We start from the raw sequence: 17,834 nt of genomic DNA, 5'->3' as shown, positions 1-17,834 counted from the left end.
TATATAATTTAATCGGACTGATTTTTTCCATCAGTCCGATTTTTTGATGAGCCAAAAAAAGAAACCTACTGAGTATTGATAAAAAACTCAGTAGGTAATTTTCTTGTGAAAATAGTTTAATAATTATTTGTTGTTATGTTTTTTAGCCAAGTAAGGCATAATTAATCCTAATGAAAGTAGAACGATTGGTGTTGCGATGTTCATAATTGTTTGGAAAGTACTTTCTGGAGTGTACATACCAGAAATACAAGCAAACGCTGTCAAGAAGAAACACCAAGCTCCAAGTCCCATACCTACATATTTATTCTTAACAAATTTGTATTCAGATTGGAATTTTTCAGCTGATTTTTTCAAGAAGATATATGCAGCGAATACCCATAGGTAACGTAATGGCATGGTAACAGCGTTAAGTTTAACTAACCATCTGAATAAATCATTAACTTCTTTAATTCCAAACATTGGGATAATTAGTAAGATAGAAACGATAACTCCAACAAGTTTTAAGCCGTTAACGTATACATCGTTTTCGTTCTTAACTAATAATTTCTTAGGAATGTATCTTTCATCAGCACTACTTAATAACATACGAAGTGGTGCGTCGATAGAAATAATAACAACAGAAACTTGTCCGATTAAATCAACGATTGCATAGATAACTAAGAATAAGTTACCAACACCGTAGTAGTTACCTAAAGTTTGGAAAGCATAGTAAGTTCCGTTTGTAAGTAAGTCTTTAGGAATATTATTTGTATCGAACATTAATGCTAGAGCAAAAGTCCCAAGAATCGCAGTTGTACAAACCATAACTACTAGAGCAATCATTCCACGAGGAAAGTCTTTAGAAGGATTTTTCATCTTATTAACATAAGGTGAAATCTTCTCACAACCTCCAACCGCAAATACTAAAATCGCGATTGATGTAATATACTTAACATCAAATGTCGGCATGAAAGTATCTAATGACCAATCGATGTCGAAAGTTTTAGCACCGGTAATAGATGGTGCAGTAATAGCCATAACTACAAATAATAATGACATAATAAACATTGAAGATCCGGCTAACATCGCCATTTTCTTAATTAAGTTTACTCCACGAGTTGCTAAGAACAAAGCAACTAAGAAGATAACTAAAGAAGCGATTTGTAAGTATGTGATATCCATTTTACTAATACGGTTATCACGAAATACAGTCCAACTAAATGCAGCGATAATACGTGATGGTTTTTGAGAAATATAAGGCATGTGAACTACCCACATTGTCCATCCAGTATAATAAGCAAGTAGTTTTCCGTGTGTAGAACTAATCCAAGAACTTACACCACCACCGGCATCTTTAAAAGTAGATCCTAGCTCACCAACGATTAATGAATACGGAATAAAGTAAATTACGAAAATCAAAATCCAAGAAACTATAGATTTTAATCCACCGAACTCAGAGTATCCATTAACAACATTTCCAAACGCCCAAACCGTAGAAAATGCCATGAAGGCTAGGGTGTACCAAAATATTTTTTTTGCATCCCTCTCCATTGAGAACCTCCTAAATTATAAAATATACTAATAACTGCATAATTGCATTACTAAAATACTAGCATAGTCTACACAAATATTCAAGTAAAAATAATATAAATTAAATTAAAATTTTTTTATTTGAGAATAAAATACTACTTTATAGAAAAAATATAAATTCAAGATGATAGATGCAAATCCGATTTTCTTAAAATCAAAGGATAACTATGTAAATGTTAAATGTAAATTTACATTTCAGAAATATATTTGTATAATATTGATATTTTAAAGTTAATATGAAGTTTACAAAGGTGGACATCACTTGAAATGCAAATGGTTTTGCTTTATAATAACAATGTTAAGAGAAAGTTTTTTTATTGAGGAGTGATAAAATTTTGAAGAAAAAACAACGAACATTAACAAGGTTAATGTTAATAATGACAAGTCTAGTTGTCATTTCTTTATTAGTTACTTCCTTTTTTGTAACAGAATATATAAAAAAACGGGAGGATGAAGTTATCCGCCAAAAAATATATTCGACTGCTAAGCTTATAGCTAATAATAAAGGAATTAAAGATGATATAAAACATCATAGAAGAACAAATGAAATACAAGACTTCGCTAATAAAGTTATGGATGAAACAGGTACAGACTTTGTTGTTATCATGGATGATACTTTTACAAGATATACTCATCCGAAAGATGAATTCATCGGTGAAAAGTTTTCTAATATAGAAGATGTAAGTTCTACATTTACATCGGGAGATCATTATAGTAGACAAACTGGACAATTAGGAGAAGGGCTTAGATTTTTTACAGCGATTAAAGATGAAAATGGTGAAAATATAGGAGTAGTGTGTGTAGGATATACTAAAGAAACTGTAAAAAAACAGATATTGCACTCACAAGAAAAGATACTTTTTGCTTTGTTAATAGGAATGACATTTGCGGCAACGATAGCAGTAATGTATAATCGCCAACTTAAGCGTATCTTATTAAACTATGAACCAGAGGAAATTGCATATAATTATATTGAAAAAAACTTAATCTCTGATCATGTCTCAGAAGGTATAGTAGGAATAAATATAGATAAGAAAATTATTGTAAAAAATAATAGTGCAAATCAAATTTTGGACAAAGCAGGATATACTAAGATAAAAAAAGGTGAACAAATTCCTGATGAAATGTATGAAATTTTCTTTAAGAGCATAATAGAAGAAAATCTTCAAAGTAGAGATGAATTAATCGTATTAAATCATATTGAAGTATTGGTTAATAGAAATGCAATATATCAAGATGATAAATTATACGGTGCTGTAGTTACGCTACGTGACCAAAGTGAAATGAAAAAATTAATCACAGAATTAAGTGGTACTGAGAAGTATAATGATAGTCTACGTGAACAAAGTCATCATTTCATGAATAAACTTCATGTTTTACATGGATTAATAGAAATGAAGTCATATGATGAAGTTGAGAAATTTATCACATACTTGAAAGACGACTATCATGAAAAAATAGGATATATTTCTGAGAATATTAAGGTGCCGGCAATAGCAGGATTCTTACTTGCTAAAGTCAGAGAAGCTAAACAAAAAAATATATCGTTATTAATAGATCCAGATTCGAAGATTCTCAATAAAGAAGGTTTAGATAAAATCTTTAATGAACTTTTGATCATTCTTGGAGTGCTTATAGATAATTCGATGGAATCTATAGGAAACAAAAAAGATGGGAAAATTGTTGTTTACTTATATTTGAATACAGAAGAAAATATACTCTTATGTAAAGTATATGATAATGGTTGTGGAATTAATAAGGACATACTGGAAAGTGTATTTGAACGAGGATATTCAACAAAAGGAGAGAATAGAGGTTACGGACTAAATGCCGTTGATACAATAGTGAAAAAATATAACGGTTTAATAGACGTGGAAAGTGAAGTTGGCAAAACCCAATTTATAATAGAGATACCAATTGAGGAGGAACAATAATTGAGAGTACTAATAATAGAAGACGATCCAATGGTAGCGATGATACATAAAGAATATTTTAAAAGAAAAGAATTAACTGATGACCTTAACCATGTTACATCATTAGAGGCTGCAAAAGATTATCTAAAAAAAAATAAAGTTGATTTAATAGTTTTAGATAATTATCTAACTGACGGTCAAGGTGTTGAATTCTTACCAGAATTAAAGGGGTATCCAATCATTATGATAACAGCAGCAAATGATGTACAAACAGTAGAAGCTGCATTATCTAACGGAGTGGTGGATTATTTAGTAAAACCTTTTACCTATGAAAGATTTTCACAAGCCATTGATAAAGTTCAAGATTATGTCAATCTACTATCAAAAGAAAAAATTAATCAAGATTTAATCGATGATTACTTAAACTCTGGTAGAGTAGACGAAGAGGAAGATAGTTTACCTAAAGGTCTATCAAGAATAACATTGAAAAAGGTTATAGAGGCTATTCAACAACAAAATACAGGATTTACAACACAACAAATAGCTGATATATTAGATATTTCTAGAATTACAATTAGAAAATACTTAAATCACTTAGTCAATATAAATGTCCTAAATGAAGATGCAGAATACTATACTTCAGGAAGACCTGTATCAGTATTTACAGTTGAATCAGAAAGTAAATTAGAAAAACTATTATAAAAATTATTATAAAAATTTTTATCGTATCATCACTAACATAATATAAAAATTATAGTAAAAAATTAATGAAAATAACCTTCAAAAGTAAAGTGACTTTTGAAGGTTATTTTGTGATATAAAAAGGCAGTTTAAAGAAATATGAGGCTGCTCACAAAAAAATTAAATTTAAAAAATTTATTATGAGAGCTCAAAGGAAGGGGCTGCCCCAAAAGACCTAAATTTTAACAAGGTTTATATGAGAACTCATAGATGCAGTGGTTTATTGATATCTAAATTTGCTTTATAAAAGCTTTTTAGATATCTAATAAACTGTGCGGGGATGACTCTGAAAAATCGATTTCTACGAAATCACGATTTTTGAGTCACTCCCATGAACTTTTAGGGATGACTCCATAAATCGATTTCTCTGAAATCATAATTCCTGAGGCATCCCCTAATAAAATACTATAGAAAATCAAAAACTTAAGTATATTATTTAGTTACTACGAATGAGTACCATCCGTTATCAGAAGTTTCTTCAACAAGTTTGAAACCACGTTCTAACATTTTTTCAAGAAGCTCGTCTTTCTTCTCTTCGATAATACCAGAAGTAATGTAGTAACCACCATCTTCTAATAAGTTATACGCATCATCAATCATAAGCTCGATGATATGAGCAAGAATGTTCGCTACGATAATGTTGTATTTTTTAGTTTCTTTTGTAAGAAGACTAGCTTGATCAACTTCGATTCTTTTCTCAAGATTATTTAAAGCGAAGTTCTCAAAAGAAACATCAACAGCAAGCTTATCTAAGTCAACAGCTTTAATATTACCATCAGTTAAATAACTAGCCGCGATACTTAAAATACCACTTCCACAACCAACATCGATAACATTATCAGTTCTTTGAACATATTTCTCAAGGTTTTTAATACATAATGAAGTAGTCTCGTGACCTCCAGTACCAAAAGCCATACCAGGATCGATGTTTATAATATATTTATCTTCAGTATTTTCATATTCACACCATGTAGGTACAATAACGAATTTTTCACCGATATTAAGAATATCGAAATAATCTTTCCAAGAATTTTCCCAATCACTATCTTGAATAATAGTAGTTTCAATTTTGAAGAAATCTCCAATATTGATATTTTCACCTAAAGCAAGAAGCTCAGCTTCGAAACGTTTGAAAGTTTCCTCATCAAAATTTAGCTCATTAATGTATCCTTTAACGACAACTCCGACTTCAGGATAATCAGCAGGACTAAGCTCAACGATAGTACCGAAATCATCATGTAAGTTCTCCTCAAGAGTAGTAGGATCTTCGATAGCAACCCCAGTTGAACCATAATCAAGAAGAATAGACTCAACTATTTCACTAGCTTCATTAGTAGTATGAATTGTAATTTCAACCCAATTTTCCATTTTATACCTCACAAATATTTATTTTTACATATTAACTAGAGTATTCTAGTAACCTACATACCTACACATATTATACTATTTTCAATATTTAAGCAACTAAAAAGGTGGTATAGTCGTCAATATTTCGAGTGTAGAATACACGAGGAAATATTAGCACAGTAAAATATTCTAAAAATTGTAGAGAAATATAAAATTAGAAAATATGTATGGTAAGGACGTAGTGGCTTATCTCTATAGCTGGAGCTTAAAGTCATTTTTATAAATATTTTTTAAAAAAGAAGTTGACATATATAAAATTCGATGTTAAACTTATACTTGTATCAGATACGAGAACAAGTTGAAAAGTTGAATAAAGACAGTTAAAGGAGAAAAATATGGATACAAAATTTTCAGTAGCATTACACATACTAATATATATTTCAGAAACAGATAAAGTAGTTTCTTCGGAGCTACTAGCTAAAAGTGTTAACACAAATAGTAGTCACATAAGAAAAATTTTGGCAGTGTTGAAAAAAGGTGGACTAATAGAAAGTCAACAAGGAAAAACTGGAATAACATTGGCAAAAGAGCCTAAAGACATTACATTATCAGAAATTTATCAAATTATTTATCCTGATAAATACTTAGTAAATATCCATGAAGGTGCTAATAAAGAATGCCCAGTTGGTTTAAATATCGAAAACTTATTACAGCCAGTATTTAATGAAGCACAAGAAGCTTTTTATAAAAAACTTGAAAGTAAAACATTAGAAAAATTAATTAAAGAATTATACATAATAGGAGAAAAATAAACAATGAAAGCAGCAGTACACACAAAATATAATAAAAATAATATAGAACTTGAAATTAGAGAAGTAGCAGTACCTACAATAAATGAAAATGAAGTGTTGGTAAAAGTTACAGCAGCAGGAGTAAATCCACTAGATAACATGATTTCACGTGGTGAAGTAAAGATTATCGTACCTTACAAACTTCCACAAGTTGCAGGTAATGAGGTAGTAGGTATAATTGAACAAAAAGGAAGTAATGTAGCTAATTTTGAAATTGGAGATAGAGTATTCTCTAGATTACCATTAGATAAAATCGGAGCTTTTGCTGAATATGTAGCTATTAATCAAGATGCAATCGCTAAAGTACCAGATTATCTAACTGATGAAGAAGCAGCAGCTGTTCCATTAACAGCATTAACAATTATGCAAGCTTTAGAACTTATGGGGGCAGAATCAGGAAAAACAATCTTCATCTCAGGTGGAACAGGTGGAGTAGGTGGTATGGCTATTCCTATCGCTAAAGCAAAAGGATTAACAGTAATCACTAATGGTAGTGTAGAAAATAAAGAACGTGTTGAAAAATTAGGTGTTGATCAATTCATCGACTATAAAACAACAGATTACACAACTGTACTAAAAGATATCGATTACGTATTGGATACTCTTGGAGGAGCAGAAACTGAAAAACAAATGACTATTATGAAATCTGGAGGTAAATTAGTGTCACTAAGAGCGATGCCAAATGGAAGTTTTGCTAAACGTATGAACTTAGCTTGCTGGAAACAATTCATCTTAGGTTTAGCTGGAAGAAAATTCGATAAAATGGCAAATAAATATGGAGTATCATATGACTTCATTTTCGTAGAGTCAAATGGCAAACAATTACAAGAAGTAGCTGACATTTTCACAAAATTAGAAATTAAACCATCTGTAGATACTGTATTTGACTTTAAAGACGTAAATAAAGCTTTAGATAAAGTAGCAAATGGACGTTCAAGAGGTAAAACAGTTTTAAGTTTTAAATAATATAAAAATATAGAAATAACAAGAGAAGGGAGCGACTAGAAAATTATGATTTCTTAGTAATCAATTTTTCAAGTCGCTCTTATTATCTCAAAATATCAACAAACATAATAAAGTTAGGAGACAATCATGTCATATATAAATAAAAGAAATGAATACATTAATGTTAATGGATTAAAAATAGCATATAGAGAAATTAATAAAGGTAAATCAGAAAGACCATTAGTGATGTTAGTACACTTAGCGGCGACAATGGATAATTGGGATCCGAAATTTATCGACCTAGTAGCAGAAAAACATCATATTATTTTATTAAATCTACCAGGAGTTGGAGGAAGTGAAGGAAAAGTAGCTACAACAATTCCAGGGATGGCACAACAAGCTATCGACATTATTAAAGCATTAGGTTATAACAAAATAAACCTACTTGGATTATCAATGGGTGGAATGATCGCTCAAGAAGTAACAAGATTAAATAATGACTTAGTAGAAAAATTAATATTAGTAGGAACAGGACCAAGAGACGGGGAAGGAATCGGAACTGTGACTAGTACTACTTTCAAATTCATGCTAAAAGCAGGATTAAATAGGGTAGATCCTAAGAGATTTATCTTCTATAACCACGATGAAAAAGGAAAAATTGAAGCGAATAAAGTACTAGATAGATTAGCAAGTCGTAGTAAAGAAAATGCAGATGCCGATATGAAAGTTCCTAGCTTCTTAAGACAATTAAAAGCAATCAAACGTTGGAGTACTATAGGATATGACGATTTAAAATTTATTACGCAACCTACACTAATCGTAAATGGGGATAAAGACTTAATGGTACCTACTATTAACTCATATAACATGCATCAAAAAATAGAGAATAGTAAATTAATAATTTATCCAAATGCAGCACACGGATCATTATTCCAATACGCAGATGAATTTTCAAAAGAGTTAATAGAATTTTTAGGAGAATAAGATGACAAACTAATTAAAAGTAGCTTGTTAGAAAGTAATTATACTTAAGGCGCATGGTTTATCAGCTTTAAAACCTAGAAGAACAAAGTAGCATTTTAAAGAGAGAGTGATTCGAAAGTCGATTTGTCGAGTTATCCCTAACTAATATAAAAAAATAAATATATATTCAGCCTAGAGCGATTAGAAAATTCAATTATAAAAATTAATGATTTTTCACTCGTTCTAACATTTTTTACAAAATCCTTGACAATGACGGTTGTTTAGTATAATATAGACTAAGTAAACCGTAATATAAAATATTAGTAGAGAGACTTTTATTTCATGTTTTTTTAGAAGAGAGTTTAATCCCGAGGCTGAAAGATTAAATAATAATGATTGAAATAAGTAACACTCTTTATAAAACCGAATATAAATTGAAAGGTATCAGGAAACTGATATGAATTCGGGTGGCACCACGAAACTAGTAATCGTCCCATGTAGTTAAATGACTATATGGGGCGTTTTTTTATTTCAAAATATAAGAGGTTATAACTAATATTAGTAGTTAAAATAGACAAAAATATGGAGGAACTTATGACAACAATTACAAAAGAACAAGTAGCTCACATCGCTCATCTTTCTAGATTAGAAATTCAAGAAAATGAAGTAGATGGATACATCGAAAAATTAGAGAAAGTTGTAGATTTATTCAATACAATCAACAGCGCACCAACAGAAAATGTAAAACCAACTTATCACGTTCTAGACTTAGTTAATGTATTTAGAGAAGACGTAGCTCATGATGGAATGGATAGAGAAGAAGTTCTTAAAAACTCTAAAGAAACTGAAGCAGGACAATTCAAAGTACCTACTATTATTGAATAAAATAAGGAGATAATTTAATGAGTTTATTACATGAATCAATTGAAAGTTTAGAACTTAAACTTAAAAATAAAGAAATTAAACCAAGTGATTTAGTAAAAGAATCACTAGACAGAATTAAAGCTACTGATAATAAAGTAGGTTCATTCATTACAGTAACTGAAGAAGTAGCATTAAAACAAGCTGAAGCTTTAGACCGTGCTCAAGAAGAGGGGCGCGCTGAAGGTAAATTATTCGGTATCCCAATGGGAATCAAAGATAACATCGTTACAAAAGATATTCAAACAACTTGTGCATCAAAAATCTTAGAAGGATTTAATCCAATTTACGATGCAACAGTAATGAACAAACTTAACAAAGAAAATCCAATCCTTTTAGGGAAATTAAACATGGACGAGTTCGCAATGGGTGGTTCTACAGAAACATCATACTACAAACTAACTCGTAACCCTCATGATTTAGATGCGGTACCAGGAGGATCAAGTGGTGGTTCAGCTACAGCAGTAGCAGCAGGACAAGTTAGCTTCACTCTAGGAAGTGACACTGGTGGTTCTGTACGTCAACCAGCTTCATACTGTGGTATCGTCGGATTAAAACCAACATACGGACGTGTATCTCGTTTTGGCTTAGTAGCATTCGCTTCATCATTAGACCAAATCGGACCAATGACTCGTACAGTTAAAGATAACGCTCGTGTATTAGAAATCATCTCAGGATTAGATGCTAACGATATGACTAGTGCACCTGTAGAAGTACCAGAATTCAGTAAAATCATCACTGGAGACATCAAAGGTAAGAAAATTGCTCTTCCTAAAGAATACTTCGGTGCTGGAATTGACGAAGAAGTTAAACAAGCAGTACTTGAAGGTGTTAAATACTTAGAAAGCCAAGGAGCTATCGTAGAAGAAGTAAGTCTTCCAAACACAGACTACGCTATTTCAACTTACTACATTATCGCTTCTGCTGAAGCAAGTTCAAACCTTTCTCGTTTCGATGGTATTCGTTACGGATTTAGAAGTCCAAACGCAACAAACCTTGAAGAAATCTACAAAAAAACACGTGGAGAAGGATTTGGAGCTGAGGTTAAACGCCGTATCATGTTAGGAACATACGTACTATCTTCAGGATACTACGATGCATACTACAAAAAAGCACAGCAAGTTCGTACATTAATTAAACAAGACTTTGATAGAATATTCGAAGAATACGATGTAATCATTGGACCAACTGCTCCAACAGTAGCATTCAACATTGGAGAAGAAGTAGGAGATCCAATTAAAATCTACGCTAACGATATCTTAACAATCCCAGTAAATATGGCTGGATTACCAGGTATCAGCATTCCATGTGGATTCAAAGGTAACCGTCCAATCGGTATGCAAATTATTGCTAAACCATTCGCAGAATCTACACTATACGATGTAGCGTACAACTTCGAACAACACTACAACTTACACGATAAAAAAATAGAATTATAATAGGAGAAAAAAGATGCATTTTGAAACAGTAATTGGACTAGAAGTCCATGTAGAATTAAAAACAGATTCAAAAATATTCTCACCATCTCCAGCTCACTTTGGTGCAGAACCAAACACTAACACAAACGTTATCGACTTAGGATATCCAGGGGTACTTCCAGTAGTAAACAAAAGAGCGGTAGAATGGGGAATGAAAGCAGCAATGGCGCTTAACATGACAGTAGCTCGCGAGTCAAAATTCGATAGAAAAAACTACTTCTATCCAGATAACCCGAAAGCATACCAAATCTCACAATTTGACCAACCAATCGGAGAAAACGGATGGATTGATATCGAAGTAAACGGAGAAACTAAGCGTATCGGTATTACACGTGCTCACCTTGAAGAAGATGCTGGTAAATTAACTCACAAAAATGGTTATTCACTAGTTGACCTTAACCGTCAAGGTACACCACTTATCGAGATCGTATCTGAGCCAGATATTAGAACTCCAGAAGAAGCATATGCTTACTTAGAAAAATTACGTTCAATAATTCAATATATCGAAGTATCTGACGTTAAGATGGAAGAAGGATCAATGCGTTGTGACGCGAATATCTCTATCCGTCCTTACGGTCAAGATGAATTCGGTACAAAAACAGAGCTTAAAAACTTAAACTCATTCACTTTCGTTAAAAAAGGTTTAGAGTACGAAGAAAAACGTCAAGAACAAGTTATCCTTTCAGGTGGAGTAATCAACCAAGAAACTCGTCGTTTCGATGAAACAACAGGAACAACTAAACTTATGCGTGTTAAAGAAGGTTCAGACGATTACCGTTACTTCCCAGAGCCAGATATCGTACCTATGATTATTTCTGATGAATGGATGGAAGAAGTAAGAAAAACTATTCCAGAACTTCCAGATGCTCGTCAAAGAAGATACCAAGAAGAACTTGGATTACCAGCATACGATGCACACGTACTTACATTAACTAAAGAAATGTCAGACATGTTCGAACAAACTGTAGCTTTAGGAGCAGATCCAAAATTAGCTTCTAACTACTTAATGGTAGATGTGAATGCATACTTAAACAAAGTTCAACAAGAGCTTAAAGATACAGCATTAACTGCAGAAGGTTTAGCAGGAATGATTAAATTAATCACTGATGGAACAATCTCAAGTAAAATCGCTAAAAAAGTATTCGCAGAACTTATCGAACACGGTGGAGATGCTGCACAAATCGTTAAAGAAAAAGGTCTTGTACAAGTATCAGATAGTGGACAATTATTAGCTTGGGTTAACGAAGCATTAGATAACAATCCAAAATCTATCGAAGACTACAAAAACGGTCGTGACCGTGCGATTGGTTTCCTAGTAGGTCAAATCATGAAAGCCTCAAAAGGACAAGCCAACCCACAAATGATCAACAAAATGTTATTAGAAGAAATCGCAAAACGATAATAACGAAAATAATAAACGAACTCGAAGCAAGGAGAAATCCTTGTTTCGAGTTTTTTAGTGTTTAAAACGTAGAAAAGTCTCTTATGTATTGCAAAGAACATAATTGTTATATATAATAAATATTACGGAAATAAAATAAGAATTATAATTTTTTGAGTTAAACAATATACATTTACTATATAATGTTAAAATCAAATCTATTAATGTGTAATTATTGAAAAATAACTTATGGGAGGAAAATGAAATGACTGAAGATCCGTTTAAAGAATATTTAATACAATCAGAACCTTCTAAGAGAGAAAAAGGTTATGCATGGCAGACAGCAATAGGTTTGCAGGAAGTTGATGGTTTAACTCCATCTCAATATTTAATTAATACAGCATTGCGAAACATAGAAGGTGAAATAACACTAGAAGAAGCCGATATACTGCTTCATTCATATTATGAAGAAAATCCAGAACTAAATAAAGAAAGTCGCGTAGAAGAAGCTGATAAAGTGTCTGTTCGAATAGCTAGAATCTTATCCGAAGAAGCTTTTACCTTTTCCCCAACGGAATATTTAGCTATTCATAGGAAGTTATTTGAAGGAATATATAAACATGCAGGGACAATCAGAACTTATAATATTACAAAAAAAGAATGGGTCTTAGACGGAGAAACAGTAATATACGGAAGTGCAAGTGAATTAGTTAGAACTCTAGAGTATGACCTTGAGCAAGAGAAAAAATTCCAGTATAATGGCTTATCAACGAATGAAATAATAAAACACTTATCAGAATTTATCTCAAGACTATGGCAAATCCATGTTTTTGAAGAAGGGAATACAAGAACAACAGCTGTATTTTTTATCAAATATCTAAGAACATTAGGTTTTGATGTAACAAATGATATATTCGCTGCTAACTCTTGGTATTTTAGAAATGCATTAGTTAGAGCAAACTACAGAAATTTAAAGAAAGAAATCTATTCAACATTTGAATTTGTAGAGTTATTTTTAGGAAATTTACTACTAGATGAAAGTACACTATTAAAAAATAGAGAATTACATATCAATTGGATAAAAGAAGATAGAGAGATTTCAACATATAATTATAACGATAAACTAGAAAACTTCTCTGATAAAAATAAGGAATATATTAAGAACCTTTATGATAAATTCAATTTTGATTCTGTATTTGGAAGAAAAGAAGTGATGGAAGTTACAAAACTAAAAACATCAAGAGCATCAGAAATAATCAAAGAAATGCTAGTGCACGAAATTATTGAAAAAGTAGAGGGTTATGGAAAAGGAAAATATAAATTTAGAATAGTGCTAAATTAATAGAATTCACAAAATGATAAGAATATACGAACTCGAAACAAGGGGAAATCTTTGTTTTGAGTTTTTATATTAATTTATGAAACTGGACATTTGTCATTAAAAAGTGGACATTGAGGAATGAAACTGGACATTCGTAGATGAAAAAAGTGGACATTGGTGAGTAAGACTGGATATTCATAGATGAAAAAAGTGGACAATGGAGAATATAACTGGACTTTCATGTTTAAAAAAGTGGATAATAAGGAATAAAAGTGGACTTTGGTAGTAAAAAAAATGGAAATTGGAAGTGGAAGTGAATATTCGCAGATGAAAAAGTGGAAAATCGAAAATATTCAATTTATGTAGAATATATTTTGAGAAATGGGAGTAATATTATTGACATACGTATAAATACGTAGTATAGTTAAAGTGTCAGGAGGTTAAATATTATGCCGATGACACAAGAAGAGATGGTTAAGCTGTTGAAAAAGTACGGTTTTACGTTATGTAAAGGCGGAAAGGGATCTCATATAAAAATGAAAAAACCTGGACAGAAGAGACCTATCATTATCCCGAAAGGTGAATTGAATAAATTCACAGAGAAGGGAATATTAAAGGATGCTGGATTATTATAATCCAGCTCCGAACTAATGAGGTGATATAATGTTAGTAAGTTATCCAGCAATTTTTTATTTTAACAAAGAAAGTGAAGAAAAAGAGATTTATAATGTATATTTTCCAGATTTAAAAGGAAGTGGAACACAAGGTATAGGTATAGCAGAATCAATGAGTATGGCATCGGATTATTTAGGATTAGCCCTTAGTGATTATTTGGAAGATGGAGAAAGATTACCTAAGTCGAGTAATATAAATGAGTTGTCAATAGAAGATGATTTTCCTTTTAAAGATGATCCTGAGATGAAGAATTTTTATGTTCTTAATAAATCCTTTGTCTCAATGGTTGTTGTAGATTTGAGAGAATATTTAGATAGTAGCACGCTAATTAAAAAGACATTGTCTATTCCTAAATGGGCTAATGATGTTGCAGTAAAATACAATATTAATTTTTCACAATTATTAACGAATGCAATCGCAGAAGAAACTATAAAGTATAAATAGAAAATATGTGATGCTTATTTGTTAATAAAAGTGTTTTGTAAGTTGAACTTATAAAGTGCTTTGAAATATAGAGAAAAATATTAAATAAAGATGTACCAAAAAATAGATTTTTTAATCATAATTTTGAGTACATCTTTTTTATATTTAATTTTACTTATTTACTCTTCACAAAATCAACCATTTTGGAAATAGCCTTTGTTGCTTCTGGTATTGGAAAGGCAGGATAAACATGGTTTAAATTTTTACCGATTTCAAATCCAGTCTTAACATTTGCTTCACGAAGTTTTTCAGCTAATAATGCTATGTCAGGATATAATAATTCACGTGTTCCTGAGAATAACAATACCTCTGGTAAATTATTCATTTCACCGTATAATGGAGAAACTTTCCAATCTGATAAGTCTGCATCACCAGCCCAAGATTTGGCATCAGCTAGCAAAGTATCTACATGTAGTAGAGGATCTTTTTTGATATATTTTTGAATATCAGGATTTGACATTGTTAAATCAACCCATGGACTTAGTAAAATAAGACCTTTAGGCAGAGTAATATTATTTTGAACAAAGTCTTGAACTAATCCTAGAGCTAAGCCACCACCAGCACTATCTCCCATAATATAGATATCTTTATCTGGATTCTCAGCAACGTAGTCTGTATATAATTTTGTTAGTAGTTCATAGCTATCTTTATAAGTATAGAATGGAGCTAGACCGTAATCAGGAATAATAACCTCAGCATCAGCTTCTTGAGCAATTTTATCAGCCATCTCCCATTGAATATCTACGAATTCATGAACGTAAGAACCACCATGAATATAGAAAATAGTAGAGTTAGAATTATTAAAACTGTTTAAATGCCATACCTGTCTATCAGAAACAATTCTAGTATAGAATTTAGATTTAGTATCGAATTCATATACATTTACAGTTTCTTCGTTCTTATCTTCTTTTTGTTTTTCTAGTCTTTTATTTTCATCTATATCTCTTAGTTTCTTATATTTGTTACCAAGATATAACTCGATTAAACCAGCTTTAGCACTACGTTTATAACGTAATTTTTGATACCCTGCATAGCTACCCACCAATGCAGGTAATGTTGCGGCAATTGAAGCTACTGAAACAACTTTTTTATTAAATTTTCCCATTTTAATCTCCTCTTATTTACATAAATGTAAGTATTTTATTTATTTACAATTATAGTTTATCAGAAAATAAAGTGATTGTAAAAATAAAAATCTGAAGAAAAGGAATAAGGAAAAAAGAAAGTTGGAAGTCTACTTCCAATTATAGGTAAAATAGATAAAAGTTGGAAGTCCACTTCCAATTACAGGTAAAATAGATAAAAGTTGGAAGTCCAGTTCCAATTTAAGGCAAAAAAGGTAAAAGTTGGAAGTCTACTTCCAATTAATGAAGAAATATGGTATGATAATGGTAATATGATAATCAATTTAACGAAAGGAGAAAAAAATGTATATAAGAGATAATTATTTAAGTAAACTAATTTCGTTCAAAGATACAGATTTTATAAAAGTTATCACTGGAGTTAGGCGTTCAGGGAAATCGGTCTTATTAAAACAATATAGTAATTATTTATATGAACAAGGAATAAATAAAGAAAATGTAATTTATATAAATCTAGAAGCATTTGAGTATCAACATATAAAAAGTTCTGAAGAATTCTCAGAGATTCTAAAAGAGTTGTTACCAAATAACGGAAAAAAAGTATATTTATTAATAGATGAAGTTCAATTTGTTGATGGTTGGCAAAAAGTAATTAATGGTTTAAGAGTTAGTTTTGATATAGATATAGTAATAACTGGATCAAATGCAAAACTGTTATCAGGTGAATTAGCTACCTTACTTAGTGGAAGATATGTAGAAATAGAAATATATCCATTTTCATTTAGAGAGTATTTAGAAGTAAATAACATTGACATTAATTCTAGAATTGTAGATTCTGCGTATAAAGATTATGAAAAATATGGAGGATTTCCAGGAGTTGTATTGTCACCTGAAGCCATAAAGACAACTATTTTATCAGGAATTTATGATTCGATATTATTAAACGATATAGCAATAAGAGGATCTGTGAAAGACACGTTAGTTTTAAAGAGAGTGGTTGCATTTTTAGCTGATAATGTAGGTCAATTAATAAATCCTACAAAAATATCAAATATGCTAAAACAAGAAAAATTATCAATATCTAATCATACAGTAAATAGATATCTAGAATTATTACAAGATGCCTATCTATTTTATGAAGCTAAGCCGTATGATATTAGAGGTAAAGGGTATTTAAAACAAAATTCTAAATATTTCATAGCCGATAATGGACTTAGAAACCATGCGGTTAGTCATAAAGATGGTAATTTAGGAAATCGATTAGAAAATATCGTATATTTAGAACTTCTGAGACGAGGATATAAAGTTGATATAGTTAGATTAGATGATAAAGAAATAGACTTTATCGCTAAAAGAGATGGGGTAATTGAATACTATCAAGTAGCATATCAAATTCCAAATAATTCACATGAAACTGATAATTTATTAATGATAAAAGATAATTATAAAAAAATAGTAATTACAGGTCGATATGAAGGAACAGACCATATTGATGGTATAGAAATTAAATATATTGTCGATTGGTTAATTGAGGAAGAATAATATCTAAAATTTTTGAATTAAAGTGTAAATAAAAAATAAAACTCAAAATTCAGTTGTAGAATTTTGAGTTTTTATTTTGGATATCCTTTTAAAAATTTACTAGTCACTTATTATTATCTAATTAAATAGTAGTTTGTAATATATGCATTCACGATATCGCGCAGTTGTTCATCAGATAGTCGTCTTAATGCTGGGAAGGCGATTGTTGATAATTCTACTAGGTTATCAATATTTTTTTCCGTGAACTCTTCTTGATCAATCTCTTCAGTATTATTAGAAAATAGAATGAATAATTTACTAGCTTCATCATCTGTAAGACCTCTATTTTCACATGCTAGATAAAATGAAGGTTCTTCGTTAAATCTATCTTTAATGTATTCATTAATCTCATATACAGCTGATTTAATAGTGAAGTGACTAGAGATAAAATCAGGACTTTCAACGTATTTTGTTTGTTTCACTTCAAAAGGTATTCCACCTTCATTAACAGCTTTTGTAAGGAACATGCTAATTGCAGTTTCCAAATTTAATCCAAGACTAAAGAATAAATCTTCAGCATCATTTTTCAATTCATCATCAATAGTTAAAACAATTTCCGATTCACTCATTTTTAAAACTTAAT

At 30.8% G+C, this 17,834-nt stretch carries 16 protein-coding genes; 12 read left to right on the top strand and 4 right to left on the bottom strand.

All coding sequences use genetic code 11. The features are described 5' to 3' along the window. Positions 1-123: 123 nt before the first annotated feature. Positions 124-1,530 carry an APC family permease gene (locus tag ACO6OL_RS05945; protein ID WP_314161034.1) on the bottom strand — a complete coding sequence of 469 codons (1,407 nt, stop codon included), beginning with the start codon at positions 1,528-1,530 and terminating at the stop codon, positions 124-126. Between the two features lie 374 nt (positions 1,531-1,904). Between ACO6OL_RS05945 and ACO6OL_RS05940 the strand changes: the two genes are divergently transcribed. Both ACO6OL_RS05940 and ACO6OL_RS05935 read left to right on the top strand, forming a co-directional pair. Beyond that, the gene (locus tag ACO6OL_RS05940) at positions 1,905-3,503 is read left to right on the top strand and encodes an ATP-binding protein (protein WP_314161033.1); all 1,599 of its coding nucleotides are present in this window, start codon (positions 1,905-1,907) and stop codon (positions 3,501-3,503) included. Further along, positions 3,504-4,184, top strand: a complete 681-nt coding sequence (locus tag ACO6OL_RS05935; RefSeq protein WP_485502472.1) for a response regulator — start codon at positions 3,504-3,506, stop codon at positions 4,182-4,184. Positions 4,185-4,655: 471 nt separating this feature from the next. Here ACO6OL_RS05935 and prmA read toward each other — a convergent pair whose 3' ends face one another. Further along, positions 4,656-5,591 carry a 50S ribosomal protein L11 methyltransferase gene (prmA, locus tag ACO6OL_RS05930; RefSeq protein WP_485502471.1) on the bottom strand — a complete coding sequence of 312 codons (936 nt, stop codon included), beginning with the start codon at positions 5,589-5,591 and terminating at the stop codon, positions 4,656-4,658. A gap of 374 nt (positions 5,592-5,965) precedes the next feature. Between prmA and ACO6OL_RS05925 the strand changes: the two genes are divergently transcribed. The 9 genes from ACO6OL_RS05925 to ACO6OL_RS05885 all read left to right on the top strand — a co-directional run bounded on the left by ACO6OL_RS05925 (position 5,966) and on the right by ACO6OL_RS05885 (position 14,549). Next, positions 5,966-6,382 carry an Rrf2 family transcriptional regulator gene (locus tag ACO6OL_RS05925; RefSeq protein WP_048802964.1) on the top strand — a complete coding sequence of 139 codons (417 nt, stop codon included), beginning with the start codon at positions 5,966-5,968 and terminating at the stop codon, positions 6,380-6,382. A 3-nt stretch (positions 6,383-6,385) separates the two neighbouring features. Then, entirely contained in the window at positions 6,386-7,387 is a 1,002-nt protein-coding gene (locus tag ACO6OL_RS05920; protein WP_485502470.1) for an NADP-dependent oxidoreductase, read from the top strand. 126 nt (positions 7,388-7,513) lie between these two features. After that, positions 7,514-8,350, top strand: coding sequence for an alpha/beta fold hydrolase (locus ACO6OL_RS05915; RefSeq protein WP_314161134.1), 837 nt, complete (start codon positions 7,514-7,516; stop codon positions 8,348-8,350). A 573-nt stretch (positions 8,351-8,923) separates the two neighbouring features. Then, positions 8,924-9,214 (top strand): Asp-tRNA(Asn)/Glu-tRNA(Gln) amidotransferase subunit GatC, encoded by a 291-nt coding sequence (gatC, locus tag ACO6OL_RS05910; protein ID WP_455485677.1) that lies wholly within the window; start codon positions 8,924-8,926, stop codon positions 9,212-9,214. A gap of 17 nt (positions 9,215-9,231) precedes the next feature. Continuing rightward, positions 9,232-10,689: an Asp-tRNA(Asn)/Glu-tRNA(Gln) amidotransferase subunit GatA gene (gatA, locus tag ACO6OL_RS05905; RefSeq protein WP_485502469.1), complete on the top strand. Its 1,458-nt coding sequence runs from the start codon at positions 9,232-9,234 to the stop codon at positions 10,687-10,689. 13 nt (positions 10,690-10,702) lie between these two features. Continuing rightward, positions 10,703-12,130: an Asp-tRNA(Asn)/Glu-tRNA(Gln) amidotransferase subunit GatB gene (gene gatB, locus ACO6OL_RS05900; RefSeq protein ID WP_274459084.1), complete on the top strand. Its 1,428-nt coding sequence runs from the start codon at positions 10,703-10,705 to the stop codon at positions 12,128-12,130. 244 nt (positions 12,131-12,374) lie between these two features. After that, on the top strand, positions 12,375-13,451 hold the full coding sequence (locus ACO6OL_RS05895) for a Fic family protein (protein ID WP_485502468.1): 1,077 nt from the start codon (positions 12,375-12,377) through the stop codon (positions 13,449-13,451). Between the two features lie 428 nt (positions 13,452-13,879). Next, complete coding sequence (locus ACO6OL_RS05890; protein ID WP_274459086.1) at positions 13,880-14,065, top strand: type II toxin-antitoxin system HicA family toxin; 186 nt, start codon at positions 13,880-13,882, stop codon at positions 14,063-14,065. Between the two features lie 28 nt (positions 14,066-14,093). Then, positions 14,094-14,549, top strand: a complete 456-nt coding sequence (locus ACO6OL_RS05885) for a type II toxin-antitoxin system HicB family antitoxin (RefSeq protein WP_485502467.1) — start codon at positions 14,094-14,096, stop codon at positions 14,547-14,549. A 154-nt stretch (positions 14,550-14,703) separates the two neighbouring features. Here the strand turns inward: ACO6OL_RS05885 and ACO6OL_RS05880 are convergent, their stop codons facing one another. Beyond that, positions 14,704-15,693 carry an alpha/beta hydrolase fold domain-containing protein gene (locus ACO6OL_RS05880; protein ID WP_485502466.1) on the bottom strand — a complete coding sequence of 330 codons (990 nt, stop codon included), beginning with the start codon at positions 15,691-15,693 and terminating at the stop codon, positions 14,704-14,706. A 322-nt stretch (positions 15,694-16,015) separates the two neighbouring features. On the opposite strand from ACO6OL_RS05880, the gene ACO6OL_RS05875 reads away from it, so the two are divergent. Then, positions 16,016-17,212: an ATP-binding protein gene (locus tag ACO6OL_RS05875; RefSeq protein ID WP_314160822.1), complete on the top strand. Its 1,197-nt coding sequence runs from the start codon at positions 16,016-16,018 to the stop codon at positions 17,210-17,212. Positions 17,213-17,325: 113 nt separating this feature from the next. Here the strand turns inward: ACO6OL_RS05875 and ACO6OL_RS05870 are convergent, their stop codons facing one another. Next, positions 17,326-17,820 carry a type II toxin-antitoxin system RelB/DinJ family antitoxin gene (locus tag ACO6OL_RS05870; RefSeq protein ID WP_485502465.1) on the bottom strand — a complete coding sequence of 165 codons (495 nt, stop codon included), beginning with the start codon at positions 17,818-17,820 and terminating at the stop codon, positions 17,326-17,328. Positions 17,821-17,834 lie beyond the last annotated feature (14 nt).

It is taken from the genome of Gemella sp., assembly GCF_057272915.1.
This window is presented reverse-complemented; position numbering and strand designations above follow the sequence as displayed.